This is a genomic window from Pseudomonas fuscovaginae SE-1, assembly GCF_000364705.1.
GTDB classification, from domain to species: Bacteria; Pseudomonadota; Gammaproteobacteria; order Pseudomonadales; family Pseudomonadaceae; genus Aquipseudomonas; species Aquipseudomonas fuscovaginae_A.
In genome coordinates this window covers 15,479-32,722 of sequence record NZ_AQOH01000024.1, presented here as the reverse complement: position 1 = coordinate 32,722, position 17,244 = coordinate 15,479, and the positions used below count along the sequence as shown (strand labels likewise).

Genomic DNA, 17,244 nt, shown 5'->3' with positions numbered 1-17,244 from the left:
CGCTCTGCGCCCCAGCGCAGGCAAGCCTGCTCGCCACATTGGGCTGTGGTGCTGCTTGGGAAGGGGCTATTGCAATTTAGTGGGGCTGCCTGCCATGAGGACTACCAGATTGCCCGGTGGTACCGTTTGTGATTGTGGCGAGCGGGCTTGCCCGCGTTCGGCTGCGAAGCAGTCGTAAACCCGGGTTCCCCATTCCTCCTGATGCACCGCGTTGGCTGGTTTGGGGGCGCTCTGCGCCCCAGCGCAGGCAAGCCTGCTCGCCACATTGGGCCGTGGTGCTGCTTGGGACGGGAGCTATTGTAATTTGATGGGGCTGCCTGCCATGAGGACTACCAGATTGCCCGGTGGTACCGTTTGTGGTTGTGGCGAGCGGGCTTGCCCGCGTTCGGCTGCGAAGCAGTCGTAAACCCGGGTTCCCCATTCCTCCTGATGCACCGCGTTGGCTGGTTTGGGGGCGCTCTGCGCCCCAGCGCGGGCAAGCCCGCTCGCCACAGTTGGCGGGAGCAGGCCCTCAATCGTCTGTCAGCGCTCGATCGCCAGGGCCACGCCCTGGCCACCGCCGATGCACAGGGTCGCCAGCCCCTTTTTCGCATCACGCTTGATCATCTCGTGCAGCAGGGTCACCAGCACCCGGCAACCGGAGGCGCCAATCGGATGGCCGAGGGCGATGGCGCCGCCGTTGACGTTGACCTTGCCCGCATCCCAACCCAGTTCCTGGCCGACTGACAGGGCCTGGGCGGCGAAGGCTTCGTTGGCTTCGATCAGGTCCAGTTGGCCCAGGCTCCAGCCCGCTTTTTCCAGGCAGCGCCGGGTCGCGCCGACCGGGCCGATGCCCATGATGGCCGGATCGACGCCCGCGTTGGCATAAGCCGCGATCTTCGCCAGCACCGGCAGGCCGAGGGCCTTGGCCTTGGTGGCGCTCATCAGGATCACGGCGGCGGCGCCGTCGTTCAGCGACGAGGCGTTGCCGGCGGTCACCGAACCGTCCTTCTTGAACGCCGGCTTGAGCTTGGCCAGTGCTTCGGCGGTGGTGCCGGCACGTGGCTGTTCGTCGGTGGCGAAGGCCAGCGGGTCGCCCTTGCGCTGGGGAATCAGGATCGGCGTGATCTCGTCGACGAAGCGCCCGGCCTCGATGGCGGCCACGGCCTTCTGTTGCGAGGCGGCGGCAAAGGCGTCCTGCGCTTCACGGCTGATGCCGTATTTGGCCACCAGGTTCTCGGCGGTGATGCCCATGTGGTAGTCGTTGAACGCGTCCCACAGGCCGTCGCTGATCATGGTGTCGACCATTTGTGCGTGACCCATGCGCAGGCCGGTGCGGGCACCGGGCAGCACGTAGTTGGACAGGCTCATGTTCTCCTGGCCACCGGCAATGATCACCTCGGCATCGCCGCAGCGAATCGCCTGGGCTGCCAGGTGCAGGGCCTTGAGGCCCGAGCCGCAGACCTTGTTCAGGGTCATGGCCGGTACGGCGTGGGGCAGGCCGGCCTTGATCGCGGCCTGGCGTGCCGGGTTCTGGCCGGCACCGGCGGTGAGCACCTGACCCATGATCACTTCATCGACCTGCGCGCCATCCAGGCCGGTCTGGCTCAGCAACTGGCGGATCACCGCCGCGCCGAGGTCCACGGCGCTGACGTTGGCCAGCGCACCCTGGAAGCTGCCGATCGCCGTACGGGTGGCGGCAACGATCACTACGTCTTGCATCGCTTCATTCCTCATCAGGAAAACTGCATTTCAGGCACATGGTCGGGAACGATCAGTTTACCCGCGGTCTTGCTGACAATCTCTTCGACGCTGACGCCAGGTGCGCGTTCCTTGAGGACAAAAGCGCCATTTTCGATTTCCAGGTAGGCCAGGTCCGTCAGCACGCGCTTGATGCAGTTGGCCCCGGTCAGCGGCAGGCTGCACTTGGACAGCAGTTTCGACTCGCCATCCTTGGAGGCGTGGGTCATGGTGACGATGATGTTCTCGGCACCGGCCACCAGGTCCATCGCGCCGCCCATGCCCTTGACCAGCTTGCCGGGGATCATCCACGAGGCAATGTTGCCCTGTACGTCGACCTCGAAGGCGCCGAGTACGGTCAGGTCGATGTGGCCGCCGCGGATCATCGCGAAGGATTCGGCGGAGGAGAAGATCGACGCGCCGATACGGGCGGTGACGGTCTGCTTGCCGGCGTTGATCATGTCGGCGTCGACCGCGTCTTCGGTGGGGAAGGCGCCCATGCCGAGCAGGCCGTTTTCCGATTGCAGCATGACTTCCATGCCGGCCGGGATGTAGTTGGCGACCAGGGTCGGGATGCCGATGCCGAGGTTGACGTAGAAACCGTCCTGCAGCTCGCGGGCGACGCGCTGGGCCATTTGTTCGCGGGAAAGTGCCATGTTCTTGTTCTCCGTAAGTCGAGGGGGCCGGGGATTACTTGCGCACGGTGCGCTGTTCGATGCGCTTCTCGAACGTGCCGCAGATGATCCGGTCGACGTAGATGCCCGGGGTGTGGATCTGCGCCGGGTCCAGTTCGCCCGGTTCGACGATTTCCTCGACCTCGACCACGGTGATCCTGCCGGCGGTGGCCGCCAGCGGGTTGAAGTTCTGCGCGGTGTGGCGATAGATGACGTTGCCGAAGTGGTCGGCCTTCCAGCCCTTGACGATGGCGAAGTCGCCGGTGATGGATTCTTCCATCAGGTACGGACGGCCGTTGAATTCACGGGTTTCCTTGCCTTCGGCGACCGGGGTGCCGACGCCGGTGGCGGTGAAGAAGGCTGGAATGCCTGCGCCGCCGGCACGCATCTTCTCGGCCAGGGTGCCTTGCGGGGTCAGCACCACTTCGATTTCGCCGCTCAGCAGTTGCTTCTCGAACAGGGCGTTCTCGCCGACGTAGGAGGCGACCACCTTGCGGATCTGCCGGTCTTCGAGCAGCACGCCGAGGCCGAAACCGTCGACGCCGCAGTTGTTGGAAACCACGGTGAGGTCGCGGGTGCCCCGGCGCTTGATCTCGGCGATCAGGTTTTCCGGGATGCCGCACAGGCCGAAGCCGCCGGAGAGTACGGTCATGCCGTCTTCGAGGCCGGCGAGGGCCTCCTCGTAGGACGCCACGCGTTTATCGAAACCTGCCATCTGCATGATCCTCTTTTGTTGTTCGTTGGCCGGAAGGCCTTTGCACAGAGTGTTGCGCCGCGAAATATATTTGTTAAGTTGATTTTTAGGTTTGATTGATTGATAAATCTCAATAATAGCCAGCCGCTCCGGAAAAACACCGATGACCGTCAAACAGCTTAGGGCCTTTCTCGCCGTTGCCCAGAGCCTGAGCTTCGCCGTGGCCGGTGAACGGCTGTTCCTCTCGCAATCGGCCCTGAGCCTGACCATCAAGGCCCTCGAAGACGGGCTGGGCGGGCGCCTGTTCAGCCGCAACACCCGCAACGTCGCCCTGACCCCGGAGGGCGAGGCCCTGGTGCCGCTGGCCCGGCGGCTGATCGCCGACTGGGATAATGCCGAGGACGAATTGCGCCAGCGTTTCACCCTGCAACGCGGCCGAGTGACCCTGGCGGCGATGCCGTCATTCGCCGGCAATCTGCTGCCGCCGATCCTCAAGACCTTTCGCGCGCGTTACCCCCAGGTCAATGTCGCGGTGAACGATGTGATCAATGAGCAGGTGCTGGAGATGGTCGGCGATCGCCAGGTGGAACTGGGCGTGGCCTTCGAACCGCTGCAGAACTCGTCGCTGCGGTTCACGCCGCTGTATAGGGATCGTTTCGTCGCCGTGGTGCCGATGGATTCGCCACTGGCGGAAATGATCGAGATCGATTGGGACACCCTGCTGCGCGAGCCTTTCATTACCTTGCAACGTCCATCCAACGTGCGGGTGATGCTCGAGGAGCATCTGCGGACCCGGGGCATGACCCTGCCGGTGGAATTCGAGAGTCATCAACTGGCGACAGTGGGGCGGATGGTTGCCAGCGGCCTGGGGGTGAGCGCGGTGCCGGCGTTGTGTGTCGGCCAGATGCGCGAACTGGGCGCACGGTGCATCACCCTGCATGGGCCGGTGGTCGAGCGGGCGATTGGCGTGCTGACCAAACCGGGCCACGAGCTGTCGACGGCAGCCCAGGCATTGTTCGATATCTTGCTGGAGGAAAGATCCCGTTACCTGAATTTTGAGAAATAACTCGGCCCTGTGTGGATCTTTTCCTACGATGCGCAATCATTACCCCATGAATATTCAAAGGAGGTGTGTATGTTCGTCCGGTCTTTGACCCTCGCCGCCCTGTCGATCTTCGCGTCCGGCCCGCTGCTGGCCGCCGATGTCGACTCTCCGTTGGCTCAGGACTTCGGAAAATCCCGTGCACTGGTGGTGATTGCGCCGAGTACGGCGGACCCGACCCTGGTCGGGCTGAAGAAGGCCCTCGACGAGCCGGCCAACCGCAAGGCGTTCGACGAGCGTCAACTGGTGCTCTACGAGGTGGCTCAGACGGTGGGCAAGCGCGCCGACAAATACATGGAACAGCCAACGACCATGGCGCTGATCCGCGGTTTGAAACTGGGCGTCACCCCGGAGGGCAAGTCCACGGTGATCCTGGTGGGCAAGGACGGGCAACAGAAAACCCTTGAACATGAAGGGCCGCTGCCGATCGCCGATGTGTTCAAGGCCGTCGATGACTTGCCGGCCTCCGAAAAGGCCACCGTCGCGCCGGCCCCCGCGCCAGCAGCGGCCGCCGCCGAGGCCAAGCCGGAGAAGGGCGGCAAGCCCGGCAAGGCGGAGAAAGCTGGCAAGATGCCTGCCGCGTCCAAGGACCTGGATGACTGATTCGGGTAATATCTGGCGCCACTGAACCATGGAGATCGCGGGGATGTCGGGTGTTCATCAGGCTGCACAAGTCGGCTTCAGTGTCGAAGCCAAGACCTACGCCCAAGGGCGTCCAGACTATCCCGCCGCGTTGCTGCCATGGTTGCGTGACACCCTGGGAACCGTCCCCGCTGCCCGGGTGGTCGACCTGGGTGCCGGCACCGGCAAGTTCACCCGTCTGCTCACGGAGACCGGCGCCACGCTGACGGCCATCGAGCCGGTGGAGGCCATGCGCGCCGAACTGCTGGCGCGGCTGCCGCGGGTGCGCGTGTTGTCGGGCACCGCCGACGCCATGCCGCTGGACGCCGGCAGTGCGGATGCGCTGACCTGTGCCCAGGCCTTTCACTGGTTTGCCCATGAATCATCGCTGGCCGAGATGCATCGGGTGCTCAGGCCCGGTGGTCGGTTGGGGCTGGTGTGGAACGTGCGCGACGAGTCGGTGGACTGGGTGGCGCAGATCACCCGGATCATCACACCCTACGAGGGTGACACGCCGCGTTTCCATACCGGTGCCTGGCGTTTGCCCTTCAACGACAGTCGCTACTTCTCGGCGCCGCAACTGACCTGTTTCGAGTACGGCCATATGGGAACGCCCCAGGAGGTGATCATCGATCGCTTCCTGTCGGTCAGTTTCATCGCGGCCTTACCGCCGGCGGAAAAAGCCGGTGTAGCCGATCAGCTTCAACAACTGATTCAGACCCATCCGGCCTTGCGTGACCATGAAATCGTTGCCTTTCCCTATCGTACCGAGGCCTATTGCTGCGAGCGCCTGGATTGACGCCTCGCGCGGCCTGACGCCTGCTGCTGGCTGAGCAGCCGGGGCCGCCAGTTCAGGCGTTTGGCCAGCAGCCCTGTCAGGCAGCACCACCACGCCCTGCCATGTTGCAGGTACCTCCAGGGCGAAGCTCAGGCCTGACGGTTGTGTTGTGTCTGACCATTCCACCAGCGGCAGCCCGGCATACTTGAGCATCGCCTCGCGCAGGCACCAGGCCTGGGCAAAGGCCGTTGCGCGTTGTGCGGCGGGGATCTTTTGCAAGCGCCGGGTGGTTTGTGGTCCCAGATAGTCGCGAGCGATGTTTTCCCAGTCCGGGACTTCCCTTACCTGTATCAGGTCGATGCCTACGGCACCGTGCAGGTTCAGCGCCGCTACGGAGAGGAGCCCGTCATGGCTGATCGACAGTCCCGGCTCGGCCCGCCCGGCAATGACCACCCGAGGTGGATGGCCAGGGCAGCGGGGGAAGGTGATGGTGTCTGCCGGGATGCCCAGTGTCTGCACCAGGGCGACTCCCAGGGCTTGGCGAATCCGCCCCCGGGCTTCGGCTCGCGAAGTGCCCGGTGGGTGCCGGGCACCGATCAGCAGAACGCCTTGCCGCCAGCTCGAAAGCCGGCCCGGCCAGAAGTGAAGAGGCAAGCCAGGCATGGCCTGATGGCTCAGGCTTGCGCAGGGGCGGCCGGGCAGCCGGCCCAACTGCTGCCGGCGGGGATATGCTCGCCTTTCATTACCAGCGTCAAGGGCCCCAGGTGCACGTTGTCAGCCACCTGCGCACTGTAGAGCACCGCGCTGCGTGGTCCCATGTAGACACGCTGGCCGATCTGTACATGATCGATCTTCATCACCCGGTCTTCGAACAGGTGTGTCTGTGGGCTCGCCATGGCGTTCAGTTCACTGTCATTGCCGATGGTTACGCAGTCGAATTCGGTGATATCGGTCGTGTCCAGGTAAACACCGCTGCCGATCCGGCTGCCTAGCAGGTTGAATGCCAACGGCAGCCATGGCGTTCCCCTCAGATATCGCATGAAGTTGGGGACGGCCATGCCTTCGTAGAGGCTGGTGACGCTTTCCGAGAGCCAGACGAACGGTGTCCACATGGGTTCGGCCCGCTTGCGATAACGGCCCATCGCCAGCCATTTGCAGGCCACCACGAACAGGTAGTTGCTCACGCCATAAGCCAGGCCGATCAGCGCCAGGTAGGCCAGTACCGCCCCCCAGCGTTCGTCGCCGGCCAACGGCATCAGGTCAAGCATCACGGTGTAGCCCACGGCGATCACCAGGGCATGGGGAAGGACGATACGCAGCCCCTCGATCAGGCCACGGGCCAGGCGGCGTCGTGGCGAAGGACGGAAGGTAAGGGATTCGGGATAGCCGCTGACCTGCTCGCGTGCCGGCAGGTTGATCGCTGGCGAGCCCAGCCAAGTGTCGCCGGCGGACATCTGGGCGGTGGCCGGTGCGCAGGAATGCACGCCGATGAGCACGTTGTCCGGCAACACCGTGCCATCGGGGACATGGCTGCCGTTGCCGACGAAGCTGCGGTGACCGACCACGGTCGGCTGAATGGACATCCAACCGCCCTCGACCTGTTCGTCACCGAGCATCACCGCATCGGCGATGAAGGTCTCGTCTCCCAGGGTCAGCATATGCGGGACCACACCCTGGGCGCTGGAGATCTCCGCGTCACGGCCGACCTTGACGCCCAGCAGGCGATACCAGGTCGGAGCGTAAACCGTGGCGTAGATTCCCGACAACACGTTCAGGCCGGCCTCCTGGATATGGCTGGTCAGCCATTTGGCGCAATAGGTGTTGCTGTGCACGGGATAACGTCCGGGTGCCAGGCGTGGCAGGGCGACCTTGCGTATGCCGGCCGAAACCAGGGCGGTCATTACGATCAGGACCGCGCTGGCCGGCAGCGCCAGGACGAAATAGCGCGCCAGTTGCATGCCGACACCATTGCCTTGCAGCCAGGCCATCAGTTGCCGTTCGTCGAACCAGTCGATCAGGGCGAAAGTGGGGAACACCGGGATAAAGAACAACGTGGCGATCAGCAGGATGCCGAACACGAAGAAGAGGTGTTCGGCCCATTGACGTCGTGCGCTGACTGGCGGTCGCGCAGGTAGGCGCTGGGGGTCGAAGGCCCCGCTGTCACGGGCTGGAGAGCCGCGCCAGACACGGCCGGCAGGTATCTGCTGGCCGTCGGCGAGGGCCGACTGGCCCTCCAGGCGGGCATAGCGCCCCAGGCCGGTGTTGCCCTCGAGAATGGCGTAGGAACCGACGCAGGCATGTTCGTCCAGGGTGATACGGCCCAACAGTAACCGACCGCGCTCGACCCGTGCGTTTTCGCAGCTCACGGCATTGCCCAGGCTGACGCCGGCACCCACGTTCAGCAGGTCTGGCGCGCGCAGGCTCATCGAGCCGATGTTTACGTCCTTGCCGACCTTGGCCCCCAGCGCCCGCAGCCACATCGGATAAAGCGGTGAGCCGCTGAGCAGGTAGACCGGAGCCGAGTCGAGCATGCGGTCGGCGAGCCACCAACGATAGTAGGTCAGACCCCAGAGTGGGTAGGAGCCGGGCTTCAGGCGTCCGGCCACCAGCCATTTGCCGGCGATGGCAATGACAAATTGCAGTACGGTCGCCACGAGGAACACGCCGATCGAGGCGATCGTGGCGATGCCCATCGAGTCGCCCGGGGCGCCTGTGAGGTAGTGGAAGGTGAAGAACGGTGCCAGCCATTGCATCATGCGCAGGCACACCATCGGCGGCAATGCCAGTGCCTGGGCTACTGCGCAACGCCAGCGGCGAAACGCCGAGGGTACTGTCCACTCGGCCTGGGATATCTGGATGGGCGGTGCCTGTTCCAGCACCTGGGCAATCGCGCCGACCCGCCGTTGCTGGTAGATGTCGCGTACGGTGACGTGGGCGAAACGTGCATCGGCCCGCAAGGCCGAGGCCAGGCGCGCGGCGAAAAAGGAGTGGCCGCCCAGGTCGGTGAAGAAGTCCGCGTCGCGGCTGATGGGCTGGCCGGGAAAGAGTGTCTTCAAGGCTGTGAACAGCACCTGCTCGGCGGCAGTTTCAGGCAGTTCGTCTTCCACTTCGCACGGGATGCACAGGCTCAGTGGACGCGCCCTGAGAGCCTTGCGGTCGATCTTGCCGGAAGTCAGGCGAGGCATGCTGTCCAGGAACTCGAAGCGCCCCGGCACCATGTAGGGCGGCAATTGCACCTGCAGCGCCTGGCGCAGTTGCGGTGCGAGGCTGCCTTCATCTTGTGAATGATCGGGCACCAGGTAGGCGACCAACTGATCCATGCCGTTGTCCTTGCGCAGTAGCACCGCCACGGTACCGACCCCGGGCTGCTGTGCCAGCAACGCTTCGATTTCCCCCAGTTCAACGCGGAAGCCACGGATTTTCACCTGGTCATCGGCGCGTCCCAGGCACTGCACCTGGCCGTTGACATCAATGCGGGCCAGGTCGCCGGTACGGTAAAGGCGGGCATCGTGATAGCCGGTGCTCCAGGGATTGATCAGGAACTTCTCCCGGGTCAGCTCGGGGCGGCCCAGGTAGCCCATGGCCAGGCCCGGTCCGGTGATGCACAGTTCGCCGGTTTCGCCCCGTGGCAGCAGGATCGGGGGGCGGTCGGCCGCATTGTCGCCATCGTTGGCGATCACCAGCAGGCCGTAGTTGGGCAGCGGTGTGCCGATGGTGACCGGACGGCCGGGCACCAGCCGGGCCAGGCTGGCGGAGACCGTGGCTTCGGTGGGGCCATAGGTGTTGAAGATTTCCCGGCCTGGTCGGCTCCAGCGTTCGACCAGCGATTGCGGGCACATCTCGCCGCCCAGGTTGATCAGGCGCAGGCTCGGCACTTCCTCGTTGAAGAGCGCGAGCAAGGTCGGCACGGCGTGCAGCACGCTGATGCGCTGTTCATTGAGCATGCGTGGCAGGGTTTCCGGGTCGCCGCTGATCTCCCTGGGGCCTATCCACAGCGTGGCGCCGACCAGGTAGGCGATCCAGATTTCCTCGAAAGACATGTCGAAGGCCACCGAGAAACCCTGGTAGATCCGATCGGCTCCGTGGATACCGAGTATCGCGTTTTCACTGCGTAGAAAATGGCAGATGCTGCGTTGGCTGATGAGAATGCCCTTGGGCTTGCCGGTGGAGCCAGAGGTGTAGATCACGTAGGCCGGATGATCGGGCAGGGCCCCGCTACGGCGTACCAGGGGCTCTTCGCCCGGAGCCAGCAGGGCTTCGGCGGTCCATACCGGCAGGCCGGTACCGGCCAGGCCGGGTGCCAGTTGGGCGCAACTGAGTACCCCAACCGCGGCGGCATCTTCCATGCACACCAGCAAGCGTTCGACCGGAGTGTCCTGGTCCAGGGGCAGCCAGGCTGCACCGGTCTTGGCAATGGCCGCCTGCATCACCAGCAGTTCGATACCCCGCGGCAACCACAGACCGACGATCTGACCTGAGCGGACACCGGCACGGATCAGCCTCGAGGCGACCCGATCGGCTTGCGCATCCAATTCGCGATAGCTGAGCCGACGTTCGCCGGCGATCAGCGCGACTTGGTCAGGCGTGCGCCTCGCCGTGGCCTCCAGCAGATCGGCGAGGATTTCCTCGCGCAGCAGTTCGGGTTGGATCGCCCCGTACAATACGTCCGCGGTCGCCATGGACTGACGTTGTTCCTGCGCTATTGCACTGTTCATAAATGCGCTGCTCACTTTGTTGTGACGGTTGGACGCTTTGTGCTCCATGCCGATGCCACGGCGAGAGGCATCGCCTGGCTGACGGCTTGAAATATCTTGTTACATGTCGTTCCGGATACATTGATCCCTGGGCCGGCCGCGTAATTCGGGCCTTCCAAGGCTCTATGTATCGCTATTGATACTGCTGATGGCTGAAGTCTCTCAGACCCGAGCTGTACGGCAGTTGAACGTCTGGTCTGCCTGCCCTGTTCCGAAGCACGGGACGAGGAAGAGGGGCGCAAGAGGGCGTGTGGCGGGCGCGTGACCGCTCCAGCGATCGAGGAGGAGCCGTGGCACGGAGGCGGTCCCCTTGGGAGTCGTCAGGTGTTCTCAATGGAGCAAGTCCATCCGCTACAAAAGAGAAAGTGTACGTCTGTGCTCTCATCTGGTTATAACGATAGACTTTATTTTTATAAACGGTCATAAGATTAACCGTTATGCTGCGCGCCTGTTTTGGTCGTCTCGCCCAGGGTTTGCTAATGGATGTCGGTAATTTCGGTTTTGTCGTAGCAGGCTTGGTGGTCGGCTTTATCGTAGGCATGACCGGCGTTGGTGGCGGTTCGCTGATGACGCCGATTCTGTTGTGGTTCGGGATCAACCCGGCAACCGCGGTGGGTACGGATCTGCTCTACGCGGCCATCACCAAGTCCGGTGGCGTGCTGGTGCACAAGCGCAACGACAATATCGACTGGAAGATCACCGGCTGGCTGACCCTGGGCAGCGTGCCGGCAGTGTTGCTGACCCTGTGGTTTCTCAGCAGCCTGCATGAGGCGCCCGACGAGCTCAACCGCATCATCAAGCAGGCGCTCGGCGTGGTGTTGTTGCTGACGGCACTGGCGGTGCTGTTCAAGAAGAGCCTGCTGGCCTTCGCCCATCGACGCGGCGTCGACCATGCGCGAATCAGCGCGCCGAAATTGAACGGTCTGACCGTGCTGACCGGCCTGATCCTGGGCACCATGGTCGCGTTGACCTCCATTGGTGCCGGCGCCCTGGGCACGGTGGCATTGTTCATCCTCTATCCGTTCCTGCCGACCCGGCGCCTGGTCGGCACGGAGATCGCCCATGCGGTACCGCTGACGCTGGTGGCGGGACTGGGTCATGCCCATATGGGCAACATGAACTGGGAACTGCTGGGCTTCCTGCTGATGGGCTCGTTGCCGGGGATCTACTTCGGCAGCCATCTGGCCGGACGGGTGTCCGATGGCCTGCTGCGGCCGTTCCTGGCGTTTATGTTGTTCACTATCGGCTACAAGCTGGTGTTCTGACCAGGCTGGCGCTTTCCTCGACCAGCCAGCTTTCGAATTTCTCCAGCGCCTGCGGACGCTCCGGTGTCGGCCGGGTGACCAGCACATAGCGCTCGCTCAGCTCGGCGAACGCGGGCCACGGCGCGCTGAGTCGCCCTTCATTCAACTCCTGTTCGATGTACCGTCGCGGCACCAGCGCCATGCCGATACCGGCTTTCGCCGCTTCGATCAGCAGTGCGTACCGATCATAGGTGGGGCCGGCCGAGTGGCCGGGCAGCACCAGCCCGGCGAGTTGCGCGTAGCGACCCCAGCCGTGGGGACTTTCATGCTTGTGCAGCAGCGGCATGTCCGGCGGGGCTTCATCCGCCAGTTGCGGATCGGGCGTATTGATTCCGTTCTGGCTGTTGCTGGGCGTTGCCCTGACCGCGCTGGCCTCCCCGGGCTACAGCCACCTGGAGCAGGCCATGAGCCAATTGGGCGCCGAGGGTGCACCGACTCGCGGCTTCTCGGCCTGGCTCAACAACTTCCCACCGGGGCTTTGGTTCATGCTCTTTGCCCTGGGTGTAGCCAGGCAGTTCAGGGGCTCGCGACTGGCGCTGCTAAGTGCGGCGCTGATCTTCGTGCATGGCCTGGCGAGCCTGGCCACCGGCTACTTTTCCTGCGACCAGGGCTGCGTACGGGCCCCACCATCGCTCTCGCAGCAGATCCATAACCTGTCGGGGCTGGTGATGTTCATCTCGCTGACGTTGGCGGCGTTGCTCTGGGTGTTTCTCGGCAAGCGACTGCTGTCCTCGTCCGGTTTCGCCGTGTTCTCGGCGATCTGTGTCATCCTGTCGATCACCACGGTGGCGATGATGGCCAAGGCCTTTGCCGACGGGCACCTGTTTGGCCTGTACCAGCGACTCAACTAGGGTGTTTCGGTGATCTGGGGCGCGGTGCTGGCGGTGTTGGCTTTGCGTGAGAAATAGGGATCAGCATGAGTGATCGTCAGCAAATCATCAGGGGCAGGATTGAGGCGCTGTTGGCAGCCAGCGGGGCTGACGATATCACCTATAAGTCGGAGTGGCAGGGCTACCTGCCTTTCGGGGTCTCCCACTGGATTGAGCATCAGGGCAAGGATGTTTCCAGCGATTTTCCCGCAGGGTGGACGCTTGAGGACCTGGCCGGTCTTGAGCGTTCCGGGTTCCTGACGGTGCTTGAAACCCAGGAAAACCCGGACGACGAGTTCGAACGGCAAATCAGGTATCGCGTTCGAGTGACACGCCCCGGACCTACTGATGGTGGATGATGCTCGCCCAGGTTGAGGATCATGCCGCTTGCCGGCTGGCGATCCTCAACGCAGTTCGGTCACCAGGAAGAAGTGATGCCCGTAGGGCTGCACCGATGCAGTCTCCTGCCATTGCCTGTCGTTCTTGGGCTGGGTGAGCGGCTTGTCCGTTTCATCGTAGACAAGGGTGTAGGTGACGTTCGTACCGATATCGCCGCCCGTCGAGCCCCAACTCCACTCATGATATTTCGCGGAGGACTGCGGCAGGCTGCGTACCATTTCCATGTAGATATGCCGCTTCAGTTGAAAGCTCACCCAGCCGGCGTCTACCCCGTAGTGGAACGAGGCCGCCAGCAGGCCGACGGTGATCACCGGAGCCACAACGACCGAGACCAGGCGTTTCCAGCGACGTTTCCAGAGATTTGCCACGAACCCCACGACAAAGCTGCAGGACGCGATCAGAGCAGGGGCGGTGAGCAGGGGGATCAGTAGAAGCCAGAGCCCCAGGAGGCGGTCCAGTTCGCTGCTGATATAGAGAATCAGGCAGAACACCAGCCAGTCGCCGAGATGGCGTACGGTGAAACGGTCGGCCTGGTCCTCTGCGGACGGTTTGATACTGCTATCGAGAATGCTCAAGGCGTCTGTCCTTCCATGACAACGCGAAATGCCCGGCGTCCTTTCGCGTACTGCTGTACCAGAAGGGACGGGAATTGCTTCAACTTGAAACGATCTTTCCTGAGATCGTCGATGACCGGGTTCCATCCCTGGAGGACGGTATAGTCAAGAGTGACTGGTCAGTCAATCCATATTAAGTTTCATTGATAAGATGTTTGAACTGTTCGACAAACTCGGCGGGAGTGTTTCCTGTCGCTTACAATACCCGGGCTCCTTGGCATCCTCTGCCCTGTGGCGCTCCAGCGGGCTGGACTGCGGCTGATTCGCGCACTTGTAGTTCAGGAATGACGGGCCGGATCAAATAAGGGGTATGGCTTTTTGATATTAATGTCCTCCTCATTACTTGGCCGGTAGTCATATAACGGGCGTGAAGCTGTGTTGGGTCCGTTCATGTCCAGGAATACGACTTCATAATAAAAGTGTACCTCTTCTGGATAATGGCCGCCTCGAAATGGCGATCAATCGATTTGCCCGTGCAAGCCGTTGAATGGTATCAAGTGGCCATCTTGTTTGGCCTCAGGAAAATTGGAATGTCCGAGCTGGTAACCCGTGAACAGCCATCCCGCACGCTCAGCGAGCTGGCAAGGACGCGAAGGGCGAAAATCGATGTGAGCCACCTGGTGTCCCCGCTGGTTTCAGGCGGCATCGAACAGACCAACATCAATCACTATCGGACGAAAAACACCGGCCACGGCTACGCCGCCGAAGACGCCAACGCACTGAACGATGTGTTGTCCGGTCGCAAGGTCGAACTCACGGGCAAGACCCGGGAGCTCAACGGTGCCGATCGCATCGTCGACGGCGTCCAGATCCAGACGAAGTACTGCCAGAGCGCCAGGGAATCGATCAATGCCGCCTTCGATAATGGTCAGTATCGTTATCCGAACCAGGTCATCGAGGTGCCCAAGGACCAGTACAAGGACGCCGTGGAACTGATGCGCCAACGCATCCAGGACGGGCAGGTACCCGGTGTCACCGATCCCGGGCGTGCGGAGGAGTTGGTCAAGGAGGGCTCGATCACCTATCGGCAGGCCGTGAACATTGCCAAGGCCGGTAATATCGACAGCATCGTCTACGACATCAAGTCGCGTGCGGTGTCGACGACCTTCGCGTTCTCCCTGTCCTTTGCCATCACCTTCGTGACCCTTCGGGCGCAGGGCGTGGACAGCAAGGTGGCCCTCAGGTCATCCCTGGTCGTGGGCCTCAAGGTCGCCGGTGTGTCCATGCTGTCCGGGGTACTTACCGCACAGTTGCTTCGCACCCGGCTGGTGGGGGGCGTGGGCAAGATCGTGGCCAAGAAAGCCATCGATGCGGTCTTCAAGACCGAGTTGGGCAAGCGCTTCATCATCCAGTACGCGTCAGCGATGAACGGCCAGGCGATGAAGGGCATGGCCGCCCGCAACTACGCGGCGAAATCGTTGCGTACCAACGTCGTCTCCGGGGTCGTCGTCACGTTGGTGATGACCTCGCCTGACGTGTATCGCGCGGCTGTTTCCAGGAATGTCTCCTGGGCACAGGTGAGCAAGAACCTGCTGGTCAATGCCTCGGGTGTCGCCGGTGGGATTGCTGGCGCGGCGGGCGGTGCTGCCGGCGGCGCCGCTCTGGGCTCCCTGATTTTTCCGGGGGCGGGCACGGCCGTTGGCGCCACGGTAGGCGGAGTGTTGGGCGGGCTCGGCGTCGGTATCGGGGCGAGTTCACTGTCCAAGGTGCTCATGGATTTCCTCATCGTCGACGATGCCAAGGAAATGGTCGACCTGCTTCCCGACCTCCTCGAACCACTGGCGGTCGACTTCATGCTGACGGAAGAGGAAATCGTCAAGTTCAGCGAGCAGGTCTGCACAAGCATCACCCCGGCGTTTCTTCGCGACATGTACAAGTCCCGAGAGAAACCGGCGTTTGTCCATGAGGCATTCGAACCGGTCTGCGAGGCCTTGGTGCGCCAACGTGCCCCGGTCCGCCTGCCTTCTGCCGAAGAGATTTTCGCGGTGGAAGCGGAATTCGTTGCGGAACTCGAGCGATTCGAACGCGAAGATGCCCTCCGCACGCTCATTGCCACGCTGCATGCCGCGGCGGAGCTACCTCAACCCGCCAACGATGAGGTTGAACAGGAGATCGCTTCTTCCGAGAACGTAGCCATGAGCGTGCAGGCGAACAAGTGGTATCGTTTTGGCTTTTAGGTGCTTGAGTCTCTGCGGTCCGGCCAGGTGCGGTGATACCTGCAACCCGGTATCGCTGACCGTGGCCGGGATGGCGTGATGCGTTATCGCAGGGAACATTCGAGTCCGAATGCGAAAAACCGACAGGTCTGAACATGAGTGAGTTACCGGGGGCCGGCGCTGGCCACGATGCTGCAACACGCAAGAAAATCCAGGCGGCCGTGGCGGCGAGAAACCTGGCAAGCGCGGCGAACAATACCCGCTGGGATGAGCTGATCAGCCATTTCCGGGCGTTGGAAGGGTGGTGCCCCTCCTATCGGCACAAGTCCGTCAGCGGGTATATCTCGGGATGGGATGTCGAATGGTTTTACCACCTGCCGTTTCCCTTCGCGTGCGTCGAGTGGTTCGATATCGGCTTGCTGGAAGCTGTTCCTTCGGAAGGAATCCTGCTTGCGCGCAAGTTCATCGATCACACCGATGAAATATCCCGGCTTGTGGCACGAATTGGCTTCGAGTTCGAAGTGCGTGCCGATGTGCTGAGAATCTGGGGCTACCTTCCCAAGTCCTATGAGGACTTTCCGCCTGGCTAAGGCGTGGAGCCAGAGCGGCACCCGATCGTCTGGTGGCGGGTTCAGTGTCAGGCAAACGCCTTCTCCAGGAACGCTTCCAGCGTCTTTTCTTCAAGAATCTCGATGGAGAAGTGTCCAAAACGCTTGGGCAGCCAGATGATGCGTGCCCCGGAAGGTGACTGCAGGTCCTCGCGGCTCAAGGGCCTGCCGTTCTCGTCTTCCGGCTGGACCCCGGAGGCGAGCAGTTCATCGTAGGCCTTTTCGATATCCGGCGTGGTGTAGCAATGGCGATAGATCATGCCTTCGCCCACGGTATCCAGCAGTTGTTTCAGGTTGCCCGCCAGCGGCTGTACCAGCATGAAGCGTTCATGGCCAATCAGGGCGACGGCGTAGCGCACATGCAGACCGCCACGGTCCCAGACCTGCGTGGTGGAGATCCTGGCCTGGAGTATCTGTGCGTAATAGGTACAGGCTTCTTCGAGGTCCTGGACCAGTACGTCGACGTGGCTGAATTTCAGTTCCATGGCATGCTCCCGATATCTGGCGACGCTTTTTTCGCACGCCATGACTGCGATGTCCTTCGAGGAAGGCCCCCGTTACGGCTATCAGAGGTTCCCCGGATTCACCGCTGATTGCAATGCGCCTCAAGATTTCAGATCGAGCGCTGATTGACACGAGAGGCGAGTTGTTCTGCGCTCTAATGCATCAGTGCCGCATCAACGAAACGAGAATGAAGACGCCCAGCGCCATGCAGGCTCCAAGTCCGAATGGTAGCCATACCTGATAGAGGTCATTGCTGGTTTTGCTCAGCTCCTTGTCGAACATTGCTAAATCGGCGCGTAGCTGTCTCAGTTTTTCAGACTATCTGGTCGAGGGTTTGCCGTATCGGCTATGCATGATTTTTCTCATTGAAGAACACCGGATTTCACCTGTACGAGGGGGCGCGGCAATATTCTCCCATGCTCAAAATGCGTGGGAAACCGGTGTTATT

Annotated in this window: 15 protein-coding genes and 1 pseudogene; 8 read left to right on the top strand and 8 right to left on the bottom strand. The window is 62.4% G+C overall.

Annotated elements, in window-relative coordinates:
- Positions 1–522: 522 nt before the first annotated feature.
- From K675_RS0103500 to K675_RS0103490, 3 genes are read right to left on the bottom strand one after another with little or no spacing between them, the layout of a single operon-like run.
- The gene (locus K675_RS0103500; protein WP_017902125.1) at positions 523–1,701 is read right to left on the bottom strand and encodes an acetyl-CoA C-acetyltransferase; all 1,179 of its coding nucleotides are present in this window, start codon (positions 1,699–1,701) and stop codon (positions 523–525) included.
- Positions 1,702–1,715: 14 nt separating this feature from the next.
- The gene (locus K675_RS0103495; RefSeq protein WP_017902124.1) at positions 1,716–2,375 is read right to left on the bottom strand and encodes a CoA transferase subunit B; all 660 of its coding nucleotides are present in this window, start codon (positions 2,373–2,375) and stop codon (positions 1,716–1,718) included.
- A gap of 34 nt (positions 2,376–2,409) precedes the next feature.
- Positions 2,410–3,108, bottom strand: coding sequence for a CoA transferase subunit A (locus K675_RS0103490; RefSeq protein ID WP_026144891.1), 699 nt, complete (start codon positions 3,106–3,108; stop codon positions 2,410–2,412).
- A gap of 142 nt (positions 3,109–3,250) precedes the next feature.
- Between K675_RS0103490 and K675_RS0103485 the strand changes: the two genes are divergently transcribed.
- The 3 genes from K675_RS0103485 to K675_RS0103475 all read left to right on the top strand — a co-directional run bounded on the left by K675_RS0103485 (position 3,251) and on the right by K675_RS0103475 (position 5,609).
- Complete coding sequence (locus tag K675_RS0103485) at positions 3,251–4,153, top strand: LysR family transcriptional regulator (RefSeq protein ID WP_017902122.1); 903 nt, start codon at positions 3,251–3,253, stop codon at positions 4,151–4,153.
- Between the two features lie 69 nt (positions 4,154–4,222).
- The gene (locus K675_RS0103480; RefSeq protein WP_017902121.1) at positions 4,223–4,792 is read left to right on the top strand and encodes a DUF4174 domain-containing protein; all 570 of its coding nucleotides are present in this window, start codon (positions 4,223–4,225) and stop codon (positions 4,790–4,792) included.
- Positions 4,793–4,835: 43 nt separating this feature from the next.
- Positions 4,836–5,609, top strand: a complete 774-nt coding sequence (locus tag K675_RS0103475; RefSeq protein WP_017902120.1) for a class I SAM-dependent methyltransferase — start codon at positions 4,836–4,838, stop codon at positions 5,607–5,609.
- A gap of 156 nt (positions 5,610–5,765) precedes the next feature.
- Here the strand turns inward: K675_RS0103475 and K675_RS32030 are convergent.
- Both K675_RS32030 and K675_RS0103470 read right to left on the bottom strand, forming a co-directional pair.
- Positions 5,766–6,251: pseudogene (locus K675_RS32030) on the bottom strand (4'-phosphopantetheinyl transferase family protein); the annotation flags it as partial.
- 11 nt (positions 6,252–6,262) lie between these two features.
- Positions 6,263–10,303 carry a Pls/PosA family non-ribosomal peptide synthetase gene (locus tag K675_RS0103470; protein ID WP_026144890.1) on the bottom strand — a complete coding sequence of 1,347 codons (4,041 nt, stop codon included), beginning with the start codon at positions 10,301–10,303 and terminating at the stop codon, positions 6,263–6,265.
- Positions 10,304–10,821: 518 nt separating this feature from the next.
- Between K675_RS0103470 and K675_RS0103465 the strand changes: the two genes are divergently transcribed.
- Complete coding sequence (locus K675_RS0103465) at positions 10,822–11,607, top strand: sulfite exporter TauE/SafE family protein (protein ID WP_026144889.1); 786 nt, start codon at positions 10,822–10,824, stop codon at positions 11,605–11,607.
- Here K675_RS0103465 and K675_RS0103460 read toward each other — a convergent pair.
- Positions 11,582–11,932 (bottom strand): LysR substrate-binding domain-containing protein, encoded by a 351-nt coding sequence (locus K675_RS0103460; protein WP_017902117.1) that lies wholly within the window; start codon positions 11,930–11,932, stop codon positions 11,582–11,584. The genes K675_RS0103465 and K675_RS0103460 overlap by 26 nt on opposite strands.
- On the opposite strand from K675_RS0103460, the gene K675_RS30335 reads away from it, so the two are divergent.
- Both K675_RS30335 and K675_RS0103450 read left to right on the top strand, forming a co-directional pair.
- Positions 11,931–12,497 (top strand): DUF998 domain-containing protein, encoded by a 567-nt coding sequence (locus K675_RS30335; protein ID WP_051070732.1) that lies wholly within the window; start codon positions 11,931–11,933, stop codon positions 12,495–12,497. The genes K675_RS0103460 and K675_RS30335 overlap by 2 nt on opposite strands.
- A 65-nt stretch (positions 12,498–12,562) precedes the next feature.
- Entirely contained in the window at positions 12,563–12,874 is a 312-nt protein-coding gene (locus K675_RS0103450) for a hypothetical protein (RefSeq protein WP_017902115.1), read from the top strand.
- A gap of 45 nt (positions 12,875–12,919) precedes the next feature.
- Here K675_RS0103450 and K675_RS0103445 read toward each other — a convergent pair whose 3' ends face one another.
- Positions 12,920–13,489 (bottom strand): hypothetical protein, encoded by a 570-nt coding sequence (locus K675_RS0103445; RefSeq protein WP_017902114.1) that lies wholly within the window; start codon positions 13,487–13,489, stop codon positions 12,920–12,922.
- 569 nt (positions 13,490–14,058) lie between these two features.
- Between K675_RS0103445 and K675_RS30330 the strand changes: the two genes are divergently transcribed.
- Entirely contained in the window at positions 14,059–15,705 is a 1,647-nt protein-coding gene (locus K675_RS30330) for a hypothetical protein (protein WP_017902113.1), read from the top strand.
- Between the two features lie 134 nt (positions 15,706–15,839).
- Positions 15,840–16,274, top strand: a complete 435-nt coding sequence (locus K675_RS0103435) for a DUF6678 family protein (protein WP_017902112.1) — start codon at positions 15,840–15,842, stop codon at positions 16,272–16,274.
- Between the two features lie 47 nt (positions 16,275–16,321).
- On the opposite strand, the gene K675_RS0103430 is transcribed toward K675_RS0103435, so the two are convergent.
- On the bottom strand, positions 16,322–16,777 hold the full coding sequence (locus K675_RS0103430) for a VOC family protein (protein WP_017902111.1): 456 nt from the start codon (positions 16,775–16,777) through the stop codon (positions 16,322–16,324).
- Positions 16,778–17,244 lie beyond the last annotated feature (467 nt).

What these genes read in the sequence shown, in the direction of transcription:
- K675_RS0103500 (WP_017902125.1), bottom strand. Translation starts at nt 1,701, where the DNA reads ATGCAAGACGTAGTGATCGTTGCCGCCACCCGTACGGCGATCGGCAGC.
- K675_RS0103495 (WP_017902124.1), bottom strand. Translation starts at nt 2,375, where the DNA reads ATGGCACTTTCCCGCGAACAAATGGCCCAGCGCGTCGCCCGCGAGCTG.
- K675_RS0103490 (WP_026144891.1), bottom strand. Translation starts at nt 3,108, where the DNA reads ATGGCAGGTTTCGATAAACGCGTGGCGTCCTACGAGGAGGCCCTCGCC.
- K675_RS0103485 (WP_017902122.1), top strand. Translation starts at nt 3,251, where the DNA reads ATGACCGTCAAACAGCTTAGGGCCTTTCTCGCCGTTGCCCAGAGCCTG.
- K675_RS0103480 (WP_017902121.1), top strand. Translation starts at nt 4,223, where the DNA reads ATGTTCGTCCGGTCTTTGACCCTCGCCGCCCTGTCGATCTTCGCGTCC.
- K675_RS0103475 (WP_017902120.1), top strand. Translation starts at nt 4,836, where the DNA reads ATGTCGGGTGTTCATCAGGCTGCACAAGTCGGCTTCAGTGTCGAAGCC.
- K675_RS0103470 (WP_026144890.1), bottom strand. Translation starts at nt 10,303, where the DNA reads ATGAACAGTGCAATAGCGCAGGAACAACGTCAGTCCATGGCGACCGCG.
- K675_RS0103465 (WP_026144889.1), top strand. Translation starts at nt 10,822, where the DNA reads ATGGATGTCGGTAATTTCGGTTTTGTCGTAGCAGGCTTGGTGGTCGGC.
- K675_RS30335 (WP_051070732.1), top strand. Translation starts at nt 11,931, where the DNA reads ATGTCCGGCGGGGCTTCATCCGCCAGTTGCGGATCGGGCGTATTGATT.
- K675_RS0103460 (WP_017902117.1), bottom strand. Translation starts at nt 11,932, where the DNA reads ATGCCGCTGCTGCACAAGCATGAAAGTCCCCACGGCTGGGGTCGCTAC.
- K675_RS0103450 (WP_017902115.1), top strand. Translation starts at nt 12,563, where the DNA reads ATGAGTGATCGTCAGCAAATCATCAGGGGCAGGATTGAGGCGCTGTTG.
- K675_RS30330 (WP_017902113.1), top strand. Translation starts at nt 14,059, where the DNA reads ATGTCCGAGCTGGTAACCCGTGAACAGCCATCCCGCACGCTCAGCGAG.
- K675_RS0103435 (WP_017902112.1), top strand. Translation starts at nt 15,840, where the DNA reads ATGAGTGAGTTACCGGGGGCCGGCGCTGGCCACGATGCTGCAACACGC.
- K675_RS0103430 (WP_017902111.1), bottom strand. Translation starts at nt 16,777, where the DNA reads ATGGAACTGAAATTCAGCCACGTCGACGTACTGGTCCAGGACCTCGAA.